The sequence below is a fragment of the Virgibacillus proomii genome, assembly GCF_900162615.1.
GTDB lineage: Bacteria > Bacillota > Bacilli > Bacillales > Amphibacillaceae > Virgibacillus > Virgibacillus proomii.
In genome coordinates this window covers 186,953-206,504 of record NZ_FUFN01000010.1, presented here as the reverse complement: position 1 = coordinate 206,504, position 19,552 = coordinate 186,953, and the positions used below count along the sequence as shown (strand labels likewise).

Sequence of the window (19,552 nt, the reverse complement as noted above, 5' to 3'; positions counted from 1 at the left end):
AACTATCACAATATATAACAAAAAATAGACAGCGACAAATTGGCTTTTACGTATACCAACAATGTCGCTGATTCATTTTAGTTCATCTGAACTCCTTATTCTGCATCTTGTGTAGAACTAAATTATATTACCCGGAAAAATACCTTACATATTGGGAATTTCCAGTAATATATAAACCTGATTTTAATTTATACATTTTAGATCCATTTACTTGCAAGTCGTCTAATACTGTAAATACTTCTCCTTGATTTACAATGGAGTGTTTCGCATTCCAATCCGGTGCGTCATATACCCAAAGACTTGAAGTTATAACTTCCACATACCCTGTACCACTAGAAGCAGAACCGTTAACGATCAGCACTTGGCCAGGATAAATAGTGTCATCAGAGAGATTATTCAATCTCTTTAATTCATTAACAGACATGTTATGGGCTTGAGCAATTCCCCATAATGTGTCTCCAGGTTTGACTGTATAGGTGTTTCCACCGCTCCCTTCTTCTTGCAATCCTAAATAGGAAGCTATAGCGCCTGCTAATGATTTTCCAGTCTTATCCATTACTGAATTATTACGCATTTTTACAATATCAATCGTAGAATCCATAAAGCCCCCTTCAATTAAAATTGCTGGCATTCTAGACTCTCGTACCATATGAAGATTAGCTGATTTAATTCCACGATCGCGTAAGCCCATTGCACCAACAATGCTAGGATGAATGGCTCTTGCCAAAGCTAATCCAGTAGATGAACCCGGATAATAATAGGTCTCGGTTCCTGTCCAAGAACCCCAATTTCCTGTATTCGCATTATGATGATAGGATATTAAAATATCAGCATTTGCATTATTTGCTTTATTTGTCCTAGTTGTTAAAGGAACATCGGTTGCTCCGGTTGAATCATCCAAACGAATAACAGATACATTTGTATACCCATTTAAATACTTTATTGCTGCAGAAACTACTTTATTATTGAATGACCACTCCCTTTCTCCTTCCGGACTCCTTTTACCCGGTGTATTTATTCCATGTCCAGCCCCAATAGCTATTTTTGCCATTGTAAATCACTCCTTTTAATTTTTATATAAAAAAACAGCTTGCCCGTATGGACTAACCGTTTTTTTACTTCATTAGATTTGATTTTTCCAGTACTTCTTTTTGCTGCTTTCCTCTTAAAGTAATATAGTTATTTTTAAACCAGGCCCATACCGATGCCAGAAAAGTTAGTCCATATGCAATGGACTCCTCATCTAACACTGGAACAGGCTGCAAATTATAATTGACTAGTAAAATATTCAGCCAAGTTACTCCTAAAAGAACTGTTCTTACTATCGTTCCTTTATCCATTCTCCACACCTCCTTTCATTAAAAGTGTTGAATCATTAAAATTATTAGTGTAAGAAAGGCAAAAAGCCATCCCCCCCATAGGCGGACAGCTTCTAATACTGTTTTTTTACCTTCCGTTTTCGCCTCTATACGCTCAACCTTTTCCTTCACTACCCCTAGTTCTTCACGCAACCCATTGTACTTTCTAATAACATTTCTCGTTTCTTGCATTTCATGACGGAAGTCCTTAAAGTCAGCACGCAAGGAGTTTAATTGCTCCCATAATTCTTTATTTGTATACCATTGTTCTCTCTCAATCATATTTACCTCCTTGGTTTTGACATAAAGAAAACTAGACGTTTGCCTAGTCGCTTAAACTTAAACCCTAATTTTTACAATCTAAATCATCCTGTTGCTTTAATTTTATACTATTGAAATCCCCGTCTTTCTACTATTAATAATATTCTATCTTTTCAGTTTGAACTTCCAGTAGGGTTGGGATTTTCCTTCATCCCTTACTGATAGAAGTAGAACAGAGGCTAGAATCTCGGGCGTCCTTGAAACACCGCTATGTGTCGCTTCCGAAGTTTCTCGTCCTATTGCAACGCCCTTGTGATTGACATCCTTTAAAAACCGGGGTGCGTCGCTACGCAGCTTTCCTTGTCTTGCCGATCCGAACGAATCGGGCTTTAGGTGCAGTTATCTCCCGCATAGACTTCTTCTTATTATCTAGTGGGAATCTTACGGCACCTTATATGCGGGATAATAACGTCTACTCGGAGACTTCTTCCTTCTCTCCTTTTAACTCTAAAATTTCTTCCTGCTGTGCTGCAATAATTGCCTCATGATAAGCTTTTTCCCTTGAAAGTTGAGATACTTGATTAGATAATGAATTAACGACATACTGCAAATTAACTTCCTGTTCCATTTAAGACCACCCTTTAACTGTTTTTTCTAAATTATCAATGCGGTTAATTAAATCTTTAACAACATTAGCAACATGTGAAATCATTGAATATAAATTAACAGCATTTCCTGATACATCTAATATTTCGATTGGGGCTTCCTCAGCAATGACTCCATATTTTTCATTTGAATCAGCTTCTCCCTTGCAATTTAGTCCATTATATCTTTTGATATCCATATTTTGTAACACTCTATAGGATTGGCTGACATCACAATGGTTAATATTTGTCTTTGCTTTTTTTGTAGAGGTTTCATTAATATTTGAACTATAAACTTGCCATAATGGACGAGAACTGATCCCTACATATCCACTGTTGTATCGCTCAGAAAAAAGACGTGGATGCCAATGCCCATCCGCATCTTTATACGCCGTCATATGCCAAAAATTAGAATTTGGTCCATTGTTAAATGCAAATTTGTGTGAATTCGCCCAGTACAGCATTGATTTTCCAGAGTACAAGGACATAGAAACATTTCTATTTTGGCTACCAATTATAAAATCATCATTTACATTCATTCCTATACTGGCTACGTTACTACCATTCCCACTAAAAAACCTTATTGTACTAGGATCTGACTGTCCTTTGCCAGCAATATCACGTATGCCAATATGAATACGTACATTTCCCTTACTATCAATTGACTCAAAGCCTTTATCATCAATTTGTATAGCCTGTATACCATTTTTAACTCTAATAGACACCTTAGACGCATCTAAAATACCAGTCCTTATTTTATCAGCGCTAATGTTAGAAATCTTTGCACTTGTAATCGTTGCATCAGCAATTTTAGCTCCATCTATCTTTGCATTTCCTGCAATAAGCTTGTTTGTAATTACGCCATCTTTTATATAAACTTTTCCATTTCTAACAACTAAATCACCATCAATAGATACTCGATTGGCACTGATTTTAATCTGTTCTGGAGATTGATTAATACTAGATACTACACCGTTTTTATTTACTTTGGTCAAAATATTATCCGCATTTTGCTTAATAGTTGATTCTGCTTTACTCACTTTAGCCCTAAGTCCGCCTATATCCGCGTTATATTCTGTTTTGGTTACCTTTGACGCTATTTGATCAGCATGCTGTTTAATCGTTGAATTCGTTTGATTTTTAAATGTAGAATAGTCTGTTTCAAGAGCTGTTACCTCTTGCTTTATTCCCTTGGCTGTTTGTTCGATTTCGGAAGTGTGTTGTTTGACAGCTTCTATTTTTGCTTCGGTGTCTTCCGGAGCAGGCATCCAGTCAGTGGCTTTGTTGCCTTTTTCGAGTTTCTCTTCTTTATAGTCAACTTTGACGTCGTTATACTCTCTTTTATCTTTTCTAATCGATAATCTAACTTTGGTTATTGGTTTTCCATTACTGCTTGCTAGTTTAGGAGCAACCATAGTTACAGTTCTATATCCTTCTTTCCCAACAGGTACTGGTGCAGAAAAATATTGTGAATAACCAAGATCGTCCGATGTCCTAAAATCCAAATTTAATTTAACAGGATAGTTATGAGGTTTTAAATATACTCTACCTGTATATGTTTCTCCTACAGTAATCCCTTCATATACACCTAAAACCCTATCCCAATCATTAAATGTGACATTTTTAAAATTTGATGATGTTTTTGGTAATAAATTCCTTCCACCAACCTCAATCTTTCCAATCTCACCTTGAACATACGTAGCATCTACTTTACTTTTAATACGATTAGCATTTTGTTCAATTTTGGATTGGTTTTCCTTGATATCTTTAATTATGCCTTCTTTATCTGCTTTATATTGGCTACTGGAAACCTTGCTTACAATTGCTTTCGCGTTTTGCTCGATAGAAGACTTGTTTTCATTAATGGATGTCTCCAAGCTTTTTTTATCTTGCTGATACTGCGTATTGGATACTTTTGTTTTAATGTCTTTTTCAGTTTGAGTAATACGTGATTCTTGATCTCTTAAATCAGTAATAATACCTTGTTTATCGGATTCATAAGTAGTTTTGGAAACAACATTATCGAATTTATTATCCAACTGCTCCATCGTATAAATATCATCTTTATTCGCTTTAGATATTAGTTGTCCATTTACCCACTCAAGATCCGCTTTATCAGCTATATCTGCAATAATTTCATTAACTTGTTCATGATAATTGGCTAAAGAAACAGCGCCAATATCGCCGGCGTATTCTGGAGCAAGCGGCTTCCATATTTCACTTTCTTCATCCCAATGACGTAGTATATTTGGTTCTTTACTTATATCCAGCCAATATTTATAATCTTTTGAACTAGGAGATTCTTCACCTTTATAGATTCCATATTCAATAAAATCGGGAACAATATTCTCTATATCTGGCAAATCCAATTGTACAGTTGAAGCGCTAACCTGTTCAGAGTACTCGCTTGCTGTACCATGCGTGTTAACGGCTCGCACTCGGAAGTACCACTTTTCATCTGTATTGGCATCAAAATTGTAAGCTCCTACCTTCCCGCGAAAGACTAAATTCGTAGAGTCTGGAACAAAACCGTTCATTTGGCTAGCATAAACCTCGTAGGCTGCTATCATATAGGTAGATTCAAATGTCCACGACAGCATAATCTTTTTGAATAAGCCAATGGCTGAAACATTCTGCGGAGCATCTGGGACAATATCTGGAAATCTCTCATCCGTAATGGGACCACCACCAGCATCCCAATTTCCGCTACCTTCTTTCACCTTGTCAATTACCCATTCGATTTCACTATCATCTGGATCCAAGTCCAAGATATTTCCTAAAACCAGGCTTCCATCTCTTGGATTACCAATATCATATTCCCATGACATAATTCGCGCTTCAATCAGAATCATTGGCTTCATGTCTTTATCTCTAGCAATTCCTGTATCACCAAGAAACACCTGTTCATGCTCATAATCTGCTATACCATAAAATGTAATGATGTCCATTTCATATTGAACCTTTGGGTCTTTTTCATGTTGGACAGCCTGCCATGTTTTGGCTAGTAACCTTTCCGGATCTTCTTCTTCATTATCTTCAAATAAGCCAAAGCGGTGCATCAGCTTCCCTGTTTCGTGATTGGGAACACCGTGTTTCTCAAGTGCCTCAGGATCACCAACCCATTCTTGGCCCTTGGGTTTATTAGTTGGATCGCCATTTTCCTTAATCCACTCTACATTACGAAACGTAATCTTCCCGGTGCCCTCTTTTTCTGATTGTATGGATTTACCATGCCCATATAAAGCTGTCTTTGGATAGTAGAGCACGGTTCTTGTAATATTTTTTATATCTTTATCCATTTCAAAGCGCTTCCCTGTATCAGCGCCCTTTCGTTGTACAATGTCCAAATAACGGCCGGCAATTTTATTCCCCGCTATTTCTACACGATCAACGATTTCACCGCCCCAAAGCTCCGTTAATTTCCCTAAACACATATAAGCATTTTGATACGAAAAGCTTATTGTGTTTAACCCTAAATCTGCTACATTACCGACTAGCCAGCGTGATTTTTTTAAAATAGCACCTAACACAACGTCAGCTGATTCACTTTCAAGTGCATTGTTTTCAACCATCACATCAGCTAATTCTTGCATAGCAGGCATACATTGGACAATCTTTTCCGAGGACTCTCCATCAACATCATCGACTTCACGGATAGTAAACAAGCGGAATTTCCCTGTTAAATCTTTAAATGCAACTTGGTTACCACCAATTAAATACGATGCATCATCATCAGACATCGGAAAAGTAATTGTAAAAGAGACGGGCTTTTCAACCGTCTCTTCAAAAACTGCTTCAACATAATTGTGAGTGATTGCTAATAGCTTATCGTATTTATCAAAAATGAAAATTCTTTCTTTCATTTCTACAACCACCTCTCTGTATACTTAACCTCCAATTGCATTGCTGGAACTGTGCTTATTTCATTTAAGCCAGGTTTTAATCTGAAAAAATCAGCATAAACGAGGTCAATTGTTTCCATTTGCAATTGTTCATTAATAAATACTTTTTGTTTAGAAAAGTCTACTCTAACCACATCATTAACCTTAAATGGGTAGTGCAGTCTTAGCTTTTGGTCATCTACACTGTATTCCACATAAGGTATTTCTTTTTTTATCACCGAAGTAATGATAGGAGCTGTACGGACTGTTCCTTCAACATTTACTTCATTCCTTTGAGCTATCTCTATCCAACGCACTATTCTTCACCCTCTGATGGAGGCATTTCTTGCTGACCTTCTAAAGCTGTTAATCGCTTTTTAATCCCTTCTATTTCGCTAGAGATGAAAGTAATGGTCGATTTATTTTCTTGACTTATTTGAGTTAAATTATGAATACTCCCCTGCATGGATGTAGTTCTCTCATTTATTGCTCCAATATCAGTTGTATTTCTCGTGACATTATTGGAATTTGCACGGGTATTCTCATGGATTTGATCAATAGCTGTTTTATTTGTTTTTAATTGTTGATTGACCGCTACTAAACCGTTTTGTACTACCGTCATATCTTCCTTCGTATTATCTAAACTTGATTGTAATGCTTGATCCCTATCCTGAAGCCGCTTTGCCTCTCTATCGATTTTATCTGCATTTTGCGCAAAGTTAGCAATGGAAACATCGATTTTATCCGTTATTTCCGGCTTTACTAACTTTAAATTTGGTGTATTAGTTGCCAATTAAATCACCCCACTTTTGATCTTTGTATTCTTCCCAAGTAAACTTTTTTAAAGAAATCGTTTGGTGTGTTTTACCATATTTAAATGGATCTGAGCATAAAAAAACTAGCTCGCCCACCAAACTATTTGCAGTTTCCTCGGGTACATCATTTGCCGATAATGTTGCATAAAAAAAAGCCTCTTCGTCTGTAAAGGCTAATTTTCTTTTTGAACCTTGCATTAAATAATTCAATTGATTATATCGCTCTCTAAACCCTTCTTTTGTTTGATCAGATAATTTATATTTCACTGTAATTTCTCTTGCACTCCATGTTGGATTATTTGCCTCCAACATTCCATGAATTCCAGGTACTTCAATTGTAGTGATTCGTTGCTCCATATTTCCTCTTCCGGAAATGGTTAATGTTATAAAGCTCCCTGTTTTATCGGTTAATCGTTCATCTAGATTAATCCCGTTAAATAATGTCTGCAAAAGCGAGCTTTTTCCTCCACTCTTACTACCTGCAACCGTATCTTTAAAAGTATACATCATGCACCTCCTACCAGCCTTGTTGTCTTGTTAGATTCGTTTTTCTTGATTGGGCATTCGTAATGTCTTCTACAAACGCACTAAATTGCTGCTTGCCAATAGATACATTTACCATTGCATGCTGCTTTTGTACATGCCATTCATTTAAAACCTGATTCGACAGTTTATGGTTTGCTGCTTGATTTAATTGATGAACCTGTCCAGAAATAGCTGGTAAAGCGAATTGAGGATCAAACGAATCCTGTACTTTATCTGAAACTGTACTCGCTGCTGCAATTACACTTTTAGCCATTTGATTAATTCCTAAGGCAAAGCCTGCCATTGTGTCATCTCCAATATCTCTAAACAGGCGCGAAGGAGATTTAATCCCTAAGAAACTCAAAACACCGTCTACAGCATCTTTTGCAGCTTTTAAGACTGCTTCTCCCACCTTTTTTGCATTATCCTTGATTCCAGTTATTAGCCCCATAATTAAGTCCTTTCCGGCTGAAATCATTCTCCCGGAAAACTCAATTACCTTCCCAGGCATTTTGGCTATTTGTGTTCCCACTTCGGTAACAGCCTCGGTAAGTTTTGTTCTTATTGCATTAAACACTTCCTGAAACTTTTGGCGTACAGTAGAAACAATGGACTGAGCTTTTTCTACAGCATTTGACACCATCGTTAAAAACCCTTGGACTACTGCATCTTTTGCATTACCAATTAAGGTTGAAATCGTTTCTTTGACTTGAGTAAATTTAGTCTGAATCGTTTCCCATATCCTAGTTGCCATCGTAGTAACGAACTCTTTCATGATGCTCCACACATTTTGAAAGGTAGACTTAATCGTTTCCCATGCCCCGGACCAATTACCGGTAATGACCTGCATCACCGTTCTAATGATTCCCATAACAATGGTCATAGCGAGTTGAATGACTGTCTTGATTGTATTCCAAACCGTTGTAATTACGGTTGAAATCGTTTGCCAAGCTGCTGTTAAAAAAGGCATTAAGAAGTTCATTACTGTTGTGATAACCGCTAGGATTGCTCCCCATATGGTCTGAAAAGTTTGCAATATTAACGCTTGATTTTGAGTCCACCACGCGGTTAGTTGTCCCCAAACACTCATGACAAACCCGACTATTTCTTGAATAATTGGCATGATGAAGGCTAATATTGTTTCCCAAACACTCATCATGATATCCCGGAAGGTTTGGCTATTTGTCCAGAGATATACAAATGCTGTCGCTAACAAGGTAACTAGTGTAATAATTAAAGCTAGTGGATTAGCAGCTAATATAGCAAATAGCCCCATCACCGCCTCCTTTAATACCATCATCTTTGGTAAAAAGTTAGTCATTACTGAAGAAATCGTAAGTAGCAGTGTGGACATCCCACCAATCATTCCAAGGAACGGCTCAAGCACTGCCTGAACTTGAGCGATTCCTTCTGACATTCCCGGAATAAACCCTAATGATTGCTCCATTTCAGCCAATTTATTAACAACTGGGTCTATTTGTTCCTGCAAAACAGCAAATGAGTCCCCCGCACTTTTTAAACCGTCTGCTTGTGAGACAAAAGCTTCCATAAACCCACCTGCTGCATTTGATTTACCCCCCATAAGGCACCTCCTTTTCAGAATTAACCTGTTTAGCAAGATCCGCTAAACGCCTCATTTTATCATTTAAAATCTTTGGTTTACTTACTTCTTTTAAATGCTTCTCATAATCAAAGAAATCTTTAAACCGTCTATAAATAGGCACTTGCTTTTTCCCCTGTTCCTTTGTAAGTGTCACCTGATGATTAAGCCAAGCCTGTTTATACATCCTGTATTCTTTATCAATTTGCTGTAATTGGAATGCACGCACTCTTAATGCGTATTCTCTTAATGTTAAAATCTCAATGTGATAAAGACTTGTAAAATTTAAATAACGAAAACAGTTAATGATAATTTCATGATAGGTTTCCTCTGAAGTCAAACTTCTTTCACGCTGGCTGCCTGAAGCTGTTTGATGGTATCCTTCATAATTGGTGACTTTCCCAATTCATTCTTTAACTCCGCAAATAGATCACCAAGTCCATCATTATCTATTGCATACTGCTCAATTGCTTTTTCAATTTGTTTATTACTTGGTGGCGTATCTAAATGTGAAACGGCAGCTTTCAAGATGTCTTGAAGAACTGCTGGATTTAATTGCTGAAGATTCATAAAAGCCATATTCACACCCATGCCAAATTTCATCCCCTGATAATCAATTTCGTATATTTTATCTAGTTCACGAATAAATTTAATCCCAAATTTCAATGCATATGCTTTTTCGTTTATCATAAATTCCATTTTGTATCACCTTTCTTTGTAAGAAATGTTATAAGAGGATGGTACAAATCTGCTTTCATTGCCTCTATTTTCGGGACGTTTTTTAACTTTAACTCTAGCGTTCCTACAATGATAGCTTTTTTTATCCTCATTTTTAAAAAAGTTCAATAATAACATATGAATTCATCTGGTGACAGACGAATTCATATGTTAATAAAAAGTCGTCGGTAATTCTCTATACCTACGAACTAATTAAGAAATAAACCATTGTTTATATATAAATCCTGCTTTCTTGTGCGATAAAAACATTACAATTATTGTCCTTATCATCACAAGCAGCAAACTTATTGATTCTCTGCGCCTTCAGCCGATTCTGCTTGCGTATCCTGGAATGCATATTGCACGGCTAATTGCTGCGCATCTGTAAGCGTTGCTTCACCAAATTGCGGCTCTAATTCCACTGTAAAGTTAGCAGAAATTGCTGCATTTTCCTCGGCATTTGCCGGGTCCTCCCATGAGTCTAAATAGCCTTGTGCATAAATTGCAGGGTACTTATTATCTGGTGATTTCAATTCGTCATCCACAGCAACTTCCCATATTTCTAATTTTTGCCCATTAATCACAGATTGACGAAGCATATTAGCAACAGGATCATCCATTGCTTGAATTGCTTCAATAGCAACTTCGGATTCTAACCCGCCAACAAGAATTAACGATCCATCCTTTGTAACAATCCTTTCCAATTCACGAGAATAGCTAAATGTATGTTCAGTTTGAAATACTAACTTTGCAGCTTCCTCATCTTGTTTTTCCAATAAACGGAATAATAAGATTTTATTTTTTCCTTTTTGCATTTTAATTTGTGTATCTGTCATTTTTTATATCCTCCTAGGTATTTTTTAATAAATTAAAAACAACTACATATCTTCTACTACCATCACCCATGCATTACACCATTTTCATCACCTCCTTAAGTTATTTAAGAAAATTTTGGCTAATGCCTAGTCTTCAGGTGATCACCGGTTGCGCTTAAACATAAAAGTTTACGGCAGTTGGTATCCATGCAATAAAGTGAAACTTCATTCAGTAGGAGTTTTCTTCCCTCTCCTACTGAATGTTAGTTGAACCAATCGGGCATTTAGGTGCCGTTTTCTCCCACTTTGATCCTTTGTATCAATTCAGGTCTTGAAGTGGGAATCTTACGGCACCTTACATGCGGGATAAACCATAAAATTTTATACTTTCCTATAGTACAAAAAGAATATCCATCTTGTACAAAACGGATATTGTCTCCCTCCATAATAAAAAAGCCTCAAATACCATTCTGGTGAATTTAAGACTTTGCTCTTTGACTATTATGCTGTTTTTTAATAATTAGTTTAACGTCACTCTCGAACAAGACTTACTTCCATATTATTTTCTTAACAAGTAATCGTTGCTTAATCAATTAACAAATCTTGCTGGTTCTATTGTACAATTGGTTTGATTTCCCTGTCATCTACTGTGAAGACTGTGTAAACTGTAACATTTTGTCTATGATAGAATCTCTAATCGAATAAATATGCTTTCTTGATAACCCCATATGTTTACTGATAGCGCTTATCGTCATTCCATCTAACATACATTCTAACACCGCCTTTTCTCTCGGCTCATCAACAGCTGGCAAGCGCTCTTGAATAAATAGTACTTTTTTTTCCAACTTCATTAACCACGAACTTTTCTGCTCTCGTCTAATTACTTCCTTTACAACTGGATTACCGACTATCCCTTTTGCTTTAGGCAGTGTGGACTCAAGACCAGAAACAGCAACAACTCTTGTGCCGATATCTTCATTAAGTATATCCTGCTGTCTTTTTATTTCTCTAATCATCCAATGATAATCCTTTAACGTCCGTTCCATTTGTTGTTTGTTCACAAAACCCTGCCCCTTTCTTAAACAATTGCTCTGCATATTCACTACGAATAACTGGAGACAGTGCTCCTGTTCGTTTATCCTTTCTATAATCACTAACAACCCAATGAATGTCATTATTAATTCTTTTATTTATATCTTGTTTGTAAGCCATCATCATCTCCTCCAATCATTCCAAATTTTAACTATAGAACGTTTGTTCTTATATTACATTGCTAAAACAGAAATGTCAAATTGTGTCCTTGCTAATATAGAAATGCCTGTTTCTTTTTTAGCAATCATGTTATGATTTATTTGCTAGTATAGAAAGTGGTGTCTACATTGAAAATTGGAAAACGAATTGTTACATTAAGAGAAGCTAGGAACTGGACGCAACGTGAGCTCGCTAAACGCATGAACATAAATGTCAGTGTGATGAATCGAATTGAATCCGGAGATAGACCAATAAAAGATCATGAATTAGACAAACTAGCAACCGTACTAAATGTTACCACCGACTATTTACTAGGCAGATCCGATAATCCTAAGCTCACAGAAGAAGAAGCATTTACAGCATTTCGTAATGATCCTTCACTAGAAAGATGGTACAAAGAATTACCAAAGAGTAAAGAAGAAGATCTACGAAGATTAAAAAGAATATGGGAAGCTTTTAAAGAAGAAGAGAAATAAGAGGATGTTCAAAAAGTCTGGTAAGAATGACGCGGCGAATTTATAAGCAAAAAAGAGCTTTTCTTTTTCAAGGGGTAATAAAAAAATGCTTCGCCAGCGACACACCACCATTTTCGAAGGAGATTGCGATCCTAGCGACATCAGATTATTTATTTTTGAATACGCACTTATAGTGTATTTGATGTACACTATTTATTTTTCACAAATAAACGAACATATATTCCGTTTAGGGGGATCTAATGTTTCATTACACACGTACAGAGGACTATGTCAAACAATTACTATTAAAATTAAATATGAATCAGCCTTCTGATTTAACTATTGATAAAATCTCCAATGCATTACAGATTCCCGTTTATTATTGGGAATTTAGCAGTGAAACGGTTTATCGAAACGGGAAATGCCTTATTTTCTTACAAGCGACAAACAGTGAACAAGTACAATGGCAAGAATTCAGCCATGAAATTGCTCATTTTCTGTGGCATACTGGAAGGCAAGAATTCTTACCATCCACGTTTATTGAATTACAAGAATGGCAAGCTAATTATTTCAGCTACCACCTATGTATACCAACTTTTATGTTACAACGGATCAAAACGAAAATAACCCCAAAGTATGTGATGAATTTATTTAATGTTGAATACGAGTTTGCCTGTAAGCGTTTAGAAATGTATCGCAACAAATGGCTCGCTTCTATCTGAAACGAGCCTTACATAATAGACTTACTTTTCATTTGCAGTTTGTTAATAATCACTTTGGCCGTTTACCTCCCGCTCTACTTAGAGTACGCTTTTGAGCGAAGAGCCAACTGTCATGTACTAACCAATGCGTTAATGAAGAAAAAATTTAGTTCGTGTAGTAATTGACCAGCTGTACATATACTGCATAGAAAATTTTTCGTCGTCGTATCTACCCTATACGAAAATTTTATTCTAGCAACAAGATTACTTTTGAGAGGCCAACTGTTTATTTCGCACTTCTTTTGCAGCTTGCACCATAACTTTTAATGCGGCAATGGTTTCGTCTTCTCTTCGTGTTTTTAAACCACAATCTGGGTTAATCCAAAATTGGTTAGGTGCGATCGTTTGTAATGCACGATTAATATTTTGTTTAATTTCATCAACAGATGGAATACGTGGACTATGAATATCATAAACACCTAAGCCAATTTCTTTTTGATACGTATTATCTTCAAAGGTAGAGACCATTTCACCATGACTCCGTGACGTTTCAATTGAAATTACATCTGCATCAAGATCATCGATACAATCAAAAATATCTTCAAAATTGGAATAGCACATATGTGTATGAATTTGTGTATCGGCTTTAGCGGTTGCCGTTGCGAGGCGAAAGGCAAGTGACGATTCTGTTAAATATTCATCCCACTTTGTTCGATTAAGCGGCAACCCTTCACGTAAAGCTGGTTCATCTACCTGAATAATGTTAATTCCATTTTCTTCTAAAGCCTCCACTTCCTTTTGCAATGCTAGAGCAATTTGTTTCATAATTTCATAGCGTGGTGTTGTATCATGAACAAAAGACCAGTTTAAAATGGTTACCGGCCCCGTTAACATTCCCTTCACCGGACGTTTTGTTAATGACTGTGCATAAACGCTCTCCTTTACTGTTATCGGTTTATCCCAAGACACATCTCCAAAAATCAATGGCGGTTTGACACAACGTGAGCCATACGACTGCACCCAGCCAAACTCTGTCATAGTAAAACCATTCAATTTTTCCCCAAAGTATTCAACCATGTCATTTCGCTCAAATTCACCATGAACGAGAACGTCGATATCGAGTTTTTCCTGAATTTTGATCCAGCATTTAATTTGCTCCTTCACAAACTGTTCATACGCTTGATCCGTAATCTCGCCTTTTCTCCATTTGGTACGTGTTTTTCTCACTTCAGGCGTTTGCGGCAAACTGCCAATTGTCGTTGTCGGCAGTAACGGCAATTGTAAACGTTGCTTTTGCTTTTCAATCCGTTCTGCAAATGATACGGTTCGGTGTGTATCATCACTTGTTAAATTGGCTACTTTTTTTCTTACCTCATTATTGGATTGATACGTCTTTATTAATTGTTTAATTGCTTCATTCGCTTGATCGAATTCTGCTTGAACGGAGACTATACCATCATTCAACCCTTTCGTTAATGTAACTGCTTCATCCAACTTCTCATCAGCAAACGAAAGTCCTTCTAAAATGACCTGATCCAGCTTTTGTTCTAATGTTTTTGTTACCGGAACATGCAAGAGCGAACAAGATGGTTGAATAATAAGCTGGTCGTGATGAACTAGCTGTCTAATCACTCCCAAAATCGTATGCTTTTCTGCTAAATTAGCTCGCCAAACATTACGTCCATCAATAATCCCGGCTGCTAACACCTTATCTTTGGGAAATCCATATGTTTTTAATAGTTCTAAAGAATCTCCGTGAACAAAATCCATGCCAATCGCTTTTACTGGAAGATTCACTATTTTTTCATAAGCAGTTATTTTTTCAAAATACGTTTGTAAAATAATTTGCGCATGAGGTACGTGTTCAGCAAAAGCCTGATACACTTTTTCAACTACTGCGATTTCTTCTTTCGATGATTGCGTTACTAAGATTGGCTCATCTATTTGAATCCAAGATGCCCCCGCTTCGACAAGTTCCTGTAAGATCTGTACATATTGTGGTATAAATTTCTCCACAATTGTTGAAAACTCCTGCGGGTCATAACCCTTTGCCAGTTTTACAAATGTTACAGGTCCTAAAAGGACAGGCTTTCCATCAATACCTAGTTTTTCTTTAGCTTCTTGATAAAAGGTTAAAGCACGGTTCTCTACTAATGAAGGCTTAACGCCATTTAATTCCGGAACGATATAATGATAGTTTGTGTTAAACCATTTTGTCATTTCTGAAGCGACGGCCCCATCTGTTCCACGCGCAATAGCGAAGTACGTGTGCCTATCTACTTTTCCACCAGTATAGTTAAAACGTTTCGGTACGATTCCAAACATAATGGCCGTATCTAAAACATGGTCATATAAGGAAAAGTCATTTACCGGGATTAAATCGATTCCTTTTTCCTGTTGTTTTTTCAAATTGCGTAAACGGATTTCTGTTGTTTTTTCAATTAATTCCGTCTCAGAAATGACTCCACTCCAAAAATTTTCTAATGCTCTTTTCCACTCGCGATTTTCTCCAATTCTCGGATAACCAATATTCGAACTCTTTATTTTTGACATATATACTCCTCCATTTTTTATATAATAGAAAATCATGAAATAAATACTATTGACATTTTCTTTCGGGTTCCAGGATAGGTTAATCATTATGTCCTAACGACTATCCTTTAAATTTGAAGTTTATTTATTCTAAATCCTAGACCCCTAATTAATGTAAGGATAAGCTTGGTTGTACTCGCATGGAATTTGTTTTTTGATGAATATAGTTAACTAATTCGACGATCATATCATAACGCATAAACGGAGTGATAAGATATATCCCGTGAAAATGTTCAAAAGCTGTATCAAGTAGCTCTTTCGAAATAGCAATACTTTCTTTTGTTGATTGTTCTCGATTTCCTTCTGCTGCTTTCATACGGGATCGAACTTCATCCGTAAGCTTTATCCCCGGAACTTCATGATGTAAAAATTCAGCATTTCTTGTAGACGTTAATGGCATAATTCCAATAAAAATCGGTGTCTCTATATGTGAGGTCGCTTGTTTCAAAGCAATTATTTTCTCTTTGCTATAAACGGGCTGTGTCATGATAAAATCAGCACCACTTGCTATTTTTCTCTCCAATCGAGCAACCGCTTTTTCTATATTATTCACATTTGGATTAAAAGCTGCCCCTACTGTAAATGAGGTATGTTCTCTTAGAGAATGCCCGGAAAATGATATGCCTTTATTTCCTTTTTTAATTAATTCAATTAACTTAAACGAATTAACATCAAAAACAGAAGTTGCTCCTGGGAAACTGCCAATTTTAGTTGGGTCCCCTGTTATAACTAAAATTTCATGAATTCCTAAAATGTCTAATCCCATCAAATGCGACTGTAAACCAATTAAATTACGATCTCGGCAAGCTATATGGACTAACGGTTTAATCCCGTGCTCTTTAATAGTTGTTGCAATAGCTGTATTACATATTCGCGGTGTTGCAAGCGAATTATCGGCAAGTGTCACTGCGTCGATTCCAGCTTCTTTTAACGCTTGTATTCCCTGGTGATATTCTGTCATATCTAAATGTTTCGGAGCATCTAATTCAACGATAATAGTATGTCGTTCTTTTGCTAATTCTGCCAGCGATTTTTCTTCGTTTCCTTTTTACAACTACTCTCTCTCGCTTCGGAATTTCTACCACTTTTTCTGTAATCGGGTCCGTATCTTTTAATCCTTCAGCTAATGCTTTAATATGATCAGGAGTTGTTCCACAACAACCACCTACTAAACGTACCCCCTGCTCTCGCAATTGTCGGGCACACTGTTTAAAATAAGCCGGTTCATTTTCGTAATAAAGTACACCATCCCGATATGCAGGCAAGCTTGAATTTGGATATGCAGCTAAAAAGGCCTTTTTTGGTAAAGGAACGGATTGTAAGGATGTAATCATTTGGGATGGTCCAAAACGGCAATTAACACCAACAACATCCGCACCTAAAGATTCCAGTTGGTGTAACGCTTCAGCCAACGGTATTCCATTTTCCAAAACTCCCGGAACATGCATGGACACATTTGCAATAATAGGAATTTCTGTTTCCTCCCTGGCAATTTCTAACACCATCGTTAACTCATCGAGATTATAATAGGTTTCTAAAATAAGCCCATCTACTCCCTCTAAAAGTAAACAATATAATTGTTCTCGAAAGCTTCGTTTAATTTCTTCTTTTGTTTCATTTAATGCTTGAACGCCGTGAATACCGCCAATCCCCCCTAAAATGTATACTCCTTGTTGACGAGCTTGCTTTGCAATTTGTACTGCTTTTTGGTTCATCTTTTTAACTTGCTCTTCTAAGCCGTATCGTGCCAATTTAATATAATTTGCACCATATGTGTTTGTTTGAATGACTGTTGCTCCAGCATGAATATACGCTTCATGTACCTGTTGAACTTGATCTGGATGGGTTATATTTAATTGTTCAAAACTTTGATCGATGCCATACGAATATAGCATCGTTCCCATGGCACCATCTGCAATTAAAATTTGCTCTTGTAGTTGTTGCAATAAGCTCATGTTTGTTTCACATCCTCCTTTACGATTAAATCAAACGCTTGATTTAAATCTGCAATTAGATCATTTGCGTGTTCAATACCTGCTGAAATCCGCAGTAAACGATTAGACAAACCATATGCATTGCGAATTTCTTCCGGAATATCCATATGTGTTTGGGTAACAGGATACGTAATAAAGCTTTCTACTCCTCCTAGACTCTCTGCAAAGGTAAATAATTGTACAGCCTTTAAAAACAGTGGTGCATAAACTTCATCGAGAATTTCAAAACTGACCATCCCGCCTCGACCGGGATAGTAAACATCCGTAACAAGCGGGTGCTGTTGCAAATACGGAACGATTTGCTTTGCATTCGATTCTTGCTTCTCCATTCTCAACGCTAACGTTTTTATCCCTCGGATCAGACTAAAGCAATCATATGGTGATAAGACCGTTCCTATCGACTGATGAAGAAAAGCGAGTTGTTTACTAAGTTTTTCTCCTTTGGCAATGACCAATCCTGCTAACACATCATTATGCCCAGCTAAGTATTTCGTTGCACTATGAATGACGATATCAGCTCCTTCTTTAATCGGTTGTTGAATTAACGGGGTATACAGCGTGTTATCTACAATTAAAAGCAGATCATACTGTTTAGCGATGTTCGAAACTTTTACTAAATCAACCGTTCGCATTAACGGATTCGTGGGTGATTCAATAAAAATTGCCTGTGTATTTTCTTTGATGTTTGAAGCTAATGTATCGTAACAATCGCCTTCCCAGTAGGTAAATTCAAACCCGTATTTATCTTGAAGCATTGCAAATAACCGATAATTTCCTCCGTAAATGTCTCGTGACGAAATAAAATGCGTATTTTTATGAAACAGGGAAAATACTAAATGTACTGCTGCCATCCCAGAAGCTGTAGCAAAGGCTTTGTCTCCGTATTCCAGCTGGGCCACTGCTTCTTCAAGCACATCACGAGTAGGACTTCCACAGCGGGAATAATCATAGCCCTCATTCGAGCTAATTTCCGTATGGCGAAAAGCAGTAGAGAAATAGACCGGCGTACTTACCGCATGAAATGGCTCATCTTTACGATTTCCAATTTGCGTGACAAACGTTTCTTGCCTACATCGTTCCGTCATTATATAAGCTCTCCTTTCTATGAAATAACAAAAATTTGAACAGGGCTAGCGTGCCTCATCCACACGCGTACCTTTTCGCTGTCGAATCCGTTTTTGAATAAAAATTTATACTCTCTTACGTATAACGATTTCCTGACATAGAAAAAGGCATCCTACACCTTCTCTAATAATTTGATAGGTGAAAGATGCCTTTAGTTGTCTAATCGGCAGTAATTATTTACATTTTTGCAATGAACGATTGTTATTATTGGTAAACCGCTTTTTCTCCGTTGTGTCAATTTGCGTAACCCTTCCATCATGGACGGTAATAACGACAGATCCGTATTCCATTTCATCTAAGCTTTTCTTTAAATATTGCCATTGTACTTCATCTAATTTACTCATTTTCTCATCTTCCCTTCTTTTCATTGTAAAAAGTACAAGCACCAAAATGATTTGGAACTCGTAAAGCAATTGCCCATTTTATTTAGGAAGAGTTACCTATTATTGAATGATCCAATAAAAATATAAAAACCTCTTCCTAATAGAAATAAGAAGAGGTTGGTTGATTAACGTCTTTATCACTCTTCTTATCTTTCAGGCATTGTGCTTGCTGGAATTGGCACAGTACTTTAACAAAGTCTGTTGCCGAGGCTTCACTGGGCCAGTCCCTCCACCTCTCTGGATAAGAAATACATGTATATTAAATTTGTTTATACTCTACACGGAAAATATATCGTTGTCAATATTTTATTTAAAATTTGCGAAAACAAGTTAAAAAACTGGGAGGTTATTTTACATTTACGATTACAAGCTTTTCAGTTATGTTAATAAGCATAGTATCATCTACTTATGTTTGTTATGTGGATAAACTTGTGA

19 protein-coding genes, 1 pseudogene and 1 riboswitch are annotated in these 19,552 nt (G+C 36.7%); of the genes and pseudogenes, 2 read left to right on the top strand and 18 right to left on the bottom strand.

Translation table 11 applies throughout. The features are described from left to right. Positions 1-127: 127 nt before the first annotated feature. The 14 genes from BN1066_RS21025 to BN1066_RS08960 form a co-directional block, all read right to left on the bottom strand. Positions 128-1,051: an N-acetylmuramoyl-L-alanine amidase family protein gene (locus BN1066_RS21025; RefSeq protein WP_281250267.1), complete on the bottom strand. Its 924-nt coding sequence runs from the start codon at positions 1,049-1,051 to the stop codon at positions 128-130. 64 nt (positions 1,052-1,115) lie between these two features. Then, a complete protein-coding gene (locus BN1066_RS09015) occupies positions 1,116-1,340 on the bottom strand; it encodes a phage holin (RefSeq protein ID WP_077319134.1) in 225 nt (74 codons plus the stop codon). An 18-nt stretch (positions 1,341-1,358) separates the two neighbouring features. Then, positions 1,359-1,640, bottom strand: coding sequence for a hypothetical protein (locus BN1066_RS09010; protein WP_077319133.1), 282 nt, complete (start codon positions 1,638-1,640; stop codon positions 1,359-1,361). Between the two features lie 451 nt (positions 1,641-2,091). Then, a complete protein-coding gene (locus tag BN1066_RS20190) occupies positions 2,092-2,247 on the bottom strand; it encodes a hypothetical protein (RefSeq protein ID WP_179104343.1) in 156 nt (51 codons plus the stop codon). After that, positions 2,248-6,126 carry a phage tail spike protein gene (locus tag BN1066_RS09005; RefSeq protein ID WP_077319132.1) on the bottom strand — a complete coding sequence of 1,293 codons (3,879 nt, stop codon included), beginning with the start codon at positions 6,124-6,126 and terminating at the stop codon, positions 2,248-2,250. Between the two features lie 2 nt (positions 6,127-6,128). Beyond that, complete coding sequence (locus tag BN1066_RS09000) at positions 6,129-6,461, bottom strand: phage distal tail protein (protein WP_179104342.1); 333 nt, start codon at positions 6,459-6,461, stop codon at positions 6,129-6,131. Then, complete coding sequence (locus tag BN1066_RS08995) at positions 6,461-6,937, bottom strand: hypothetical protein (protein ID WP_077319130.1); 477 nt, start codon at positions 6,935-6,937, stop codon at positions 6,461-6,463. The genes BN1066_RS09000 and BN1066_RS08995 overlap by 1 nt, the downstream gene beginning before the upstream one ends. Continuing rightward, positions 6,927-7,466, bottom strand: coding sequence for a distal tail protein Dit (locus BN1066_RS08990; protein WP_179104341.1), 540 nt, complete (start codon positions 7,464-7,466; stop codon positions 6,927-6,929). The genes BN1066_RS08995 and BN1066_RS08990 overlap by 11 nt, the downstream gene beginning before the upstream one ends. 10 nt (positions 7,467-7,476) lie before the next feature. After that, positions 7,477-9,066 (bottom strand): phage tail protein, encoded by a 1,590-nt coding sequence (locus tag BN1066_RS08985; protein WP_077319128.1) that lies wholly within the window; start codon positions 9,064-9,066, stop codon positions 7,477-7,479. Further along, on the bottom strand, positions 9,056-9,424 hold the full coding sequence (locus BN1066_RS08980) for a hypothetical protein (RefSeq protein ID WP_077319127.1): 369 nt from the start codon (positions 9,422-9,424) through the stop codon (positions 9,056-9,058). The genes BN1066_RS08985 and BN1066_RS08980 overlap by 11 nt, the downstream gene beginning before the upstream one ends. Next, positions 9,421-9,783 (bottom strand): tail assembly chaperone, encoded by a 363-nt coding sequence (locus tag BN1066_RS08975; protein WP_077319126.1) that lies wholly within the window; start codon positions 9,781-9,783, stop codon positions 9,421-9,423. Before BN1066_RS08975 ends, BN1066_RS08980 begins: the two co-directional genes overlap by 4 nt. Positions 9,784-10,106: 323 nt before the next feature. Next, positions 10,107-10,637, bottom strand: coding sequence for a phage major tail protein, TP901-1 family (locus BN1066_RS08970; protein ID WP_077319125.1), 531 nt, complete (start codon positions 10,635-10,637; stop codon positions 10,107-10,109). Between the two features lie 623 nt (positions 10,638-11,260). Further along, positions 11,261-11,677, bottom strand: coding sequence for a helix-turn-helix transcriptional regulator (locus BN1066_RS08965; RefSeq protein ID WP_077319124.1), 417 nt, complete (start codon positions 11,675-11,677; stop codon positions 11,261-11,263). Beyond that, positions 11,625-11,828, bottom strand: coding sequence for a hypothetical protein (locus tag BN1066_RS08960; RefSeq protein WP_077319123.1), 204 nt, complete (start codon positions 11,826-11,828; stop codon positions 11,625-11,627). Before BN1066_RS08960 ends, BN1066_RS08965 begins: the two co-directional genes overlap by 53 nt. 167 nt (positions 11,829-11,995) lie before the next feature. On the opposite strand from BN1066_RS08960, the gene BN1066_RS08955 reads away from it, so the two are divergent. Together BN1066_RS08955 and BN1066_RS08950 are read left to right on the top strand one after the other, a co-directional pair. Further along, positions 11,996-12,343, top strand: coding sequence for a helix-turn-helix domain-containing protein (locus BN1066_RS08955; RefSeq protein WP_077319122.1), 348 nt, complete (start codon positions 11,996-11,998; stop codon positions 12,341-12,343). 239 nt (positions 12,344-12,582) lie between these two features. Beyond that, the gene (locus tag BN1066_RS08950; protein ID WP_077319121.1) at positions 12,583-13,044 is read left to right on the top strand and encodes an ImmA/IrrE family metallo-endopeptidase; all 462 of its coding nucleotides are present in this window, start codon (positions 12,583-12,585) and stop codon (positions 13,042-13,044) included. Between the two features lie 243 nt (positions 13,045-13,287). Here BN1066_RS08950 and metE read toward each other — a convergent pair whose 3' ends face one another. From metE to BN1066_RS08930, 4 genes and pseudogenes are all read right to left on the bottom strand, one after another. Next, a complete protein-coding gene (metE, locus tag BN1066_RS08945) occupies positions 13,288-15,576 on the bottom strand; it encodes a 5-methyltetrahydropteroyltriglutamate--homocysteine S-methyltransferase (protein WP_077319120.1) in 2,289 nt (762 codons plus the stop codon). 148 nt (positions 15,577-15,724) lie between these two features. Next, a pseudogene (locus BN1066_RS08940) lies at positions 15,725-17,570 on the bottom strand (bifunctional homocysteine S-methyltransferase/methylenetetrahydrofolate reductase). Beyond that, the gene (locus tag BN1066_RS08935; RefSeq protein WP_077319119.1) at positions 17,567-18,694 is read right to left on the bottom strand and encodes a PLP-dependent transferase; all 1,128 of its coding nucleotides are present in this window, start codon (positions 18,692-18,694) and stop codon (positions 17,567-17,569) included. The pseudogene BN1066_RS08940 and the gene BN1066_RS08935 overlap by 4 nt, the downstream one beginning before the upstream one ends. 213 nt (positions 18,695-18,907) lie before the next feature. Further along, a complete protein-coding gene (locus BN1066_RS08930) occupies positions 18,908-19,078 on the bottom strand; it encodes a YezD family protein (RefSeq protein WP_077319118.1) in 171 nt (56 codons plus the stop codon). 182 nt (positions 19,079-19,260) lie between these two features. After that, a riboswitch (SAM riboswitch) is annotated at positions 19,261-19,365 on the bottom strand. Positions 19,366-19,552 lie beyond the last annotated feature (187 nt).

Excerpts from the sequence above, each read along its gene's own strand:
- metE (WP_077319120.1), bottom strand. The coding sequence starts at position 15,576 with ATGTCAAAAATAAAGAGTTCGAATATTGGTTATCCGAGAATTGGAGAA.
- BN1066_RS08935 (WP_077319119.1), bottom strand. The coding sequence starts at position 18,694 with ATGACGGAACGATGTAGGCAAGAAACGTTTGTCACGCAAATTGGAAAT.
- BN1066_RS08950 (WP_077319121.1), top strand. The coding sequence starts at position 12,583 with ATGTTTCATTACACACGTACAGAGGACTATGTCAAACAATTACTATTA.
- BN1066_RS08990 (WP_179104341.1), bottom strand. The coding sequence starts at position 7,466 with ATGTATACTTTTAAAGATACGGTTGCAGGTAGTAAGAGTGGAGGAAAA.
- BN1066_RS08985 (WP_077319128.1), bottom strand. The coding sequence starts at position 9,066 with ATGGGGGGTAAATCAAATGCAGCAGGTGGGTTTATGGAAGCTTTTGTC.
- BN1066_RS09010 (WP_077319133.1), bottom strand. The coding sequence starts at position 1,640 with ATGATTGAGAGAGAACAATGGTATACAAATAAAGAATTATGGGAGCAA.
- BN1066_RS20190 (WP_179104343.1), bottom strand. The coding sequence starts at position 2,247 with ATGGAACAGGAAGTTAATTTGCAGTATGTCGTTAATTCATTATCTAAT.
- BN1066_RS08970 (WP_077319125.1), bottom strand. The coding sequence starts at position 10,637 with ATGACAGATACACAAATTAAAATGCAAAAAGGAAAAAATAAAATCTTA.
- BN1066_RS08930 (WP_077319118.1), bottom strand. The coding sequence starts at position 19,078 with ATGAGTAAATTAGATGAAGTACAATGGCAATATTTAAAGAAAAGCTTA.
- BN1066_RS09015 (WP_077319134.1), bottom strand. The coding sequence starts at position 1,340 with ATGGATAAAGGAACGATAGTAAGAACAGTTCTTTTAGGAGTAACTTGG.
- BN1066_RS08960 (WP_077319123.1), bottom strand. The coding sequence starts at position 11,828 with ATGGCTTACAAACAAGATATAAATAAAAGAATTAATAATGACATTCAT.
- BN1066_RS09005 (WP_077319132.1), bottom strand. The coding sequence starts at position 6,126 with ATGAAAGAAAGAATTTTCATTTTTGATAAATACGATAAGCTATTAGCA.
- BN1066_RS08975 (WP_077319126.1), bottom strand. The coding sequence starts at position 9,783 with ATGGAATTTATGATAAACGAAAAAGCATATGCATTGAAATTTGGGATT.
- BN1066_RS21025 (WP_281250267.1), bottom strand. The coding sequence starts at position 1,051 with ATGGCAAAAATAGCTATTGGGGCTGGACATGGAATAAATACACCGGGT.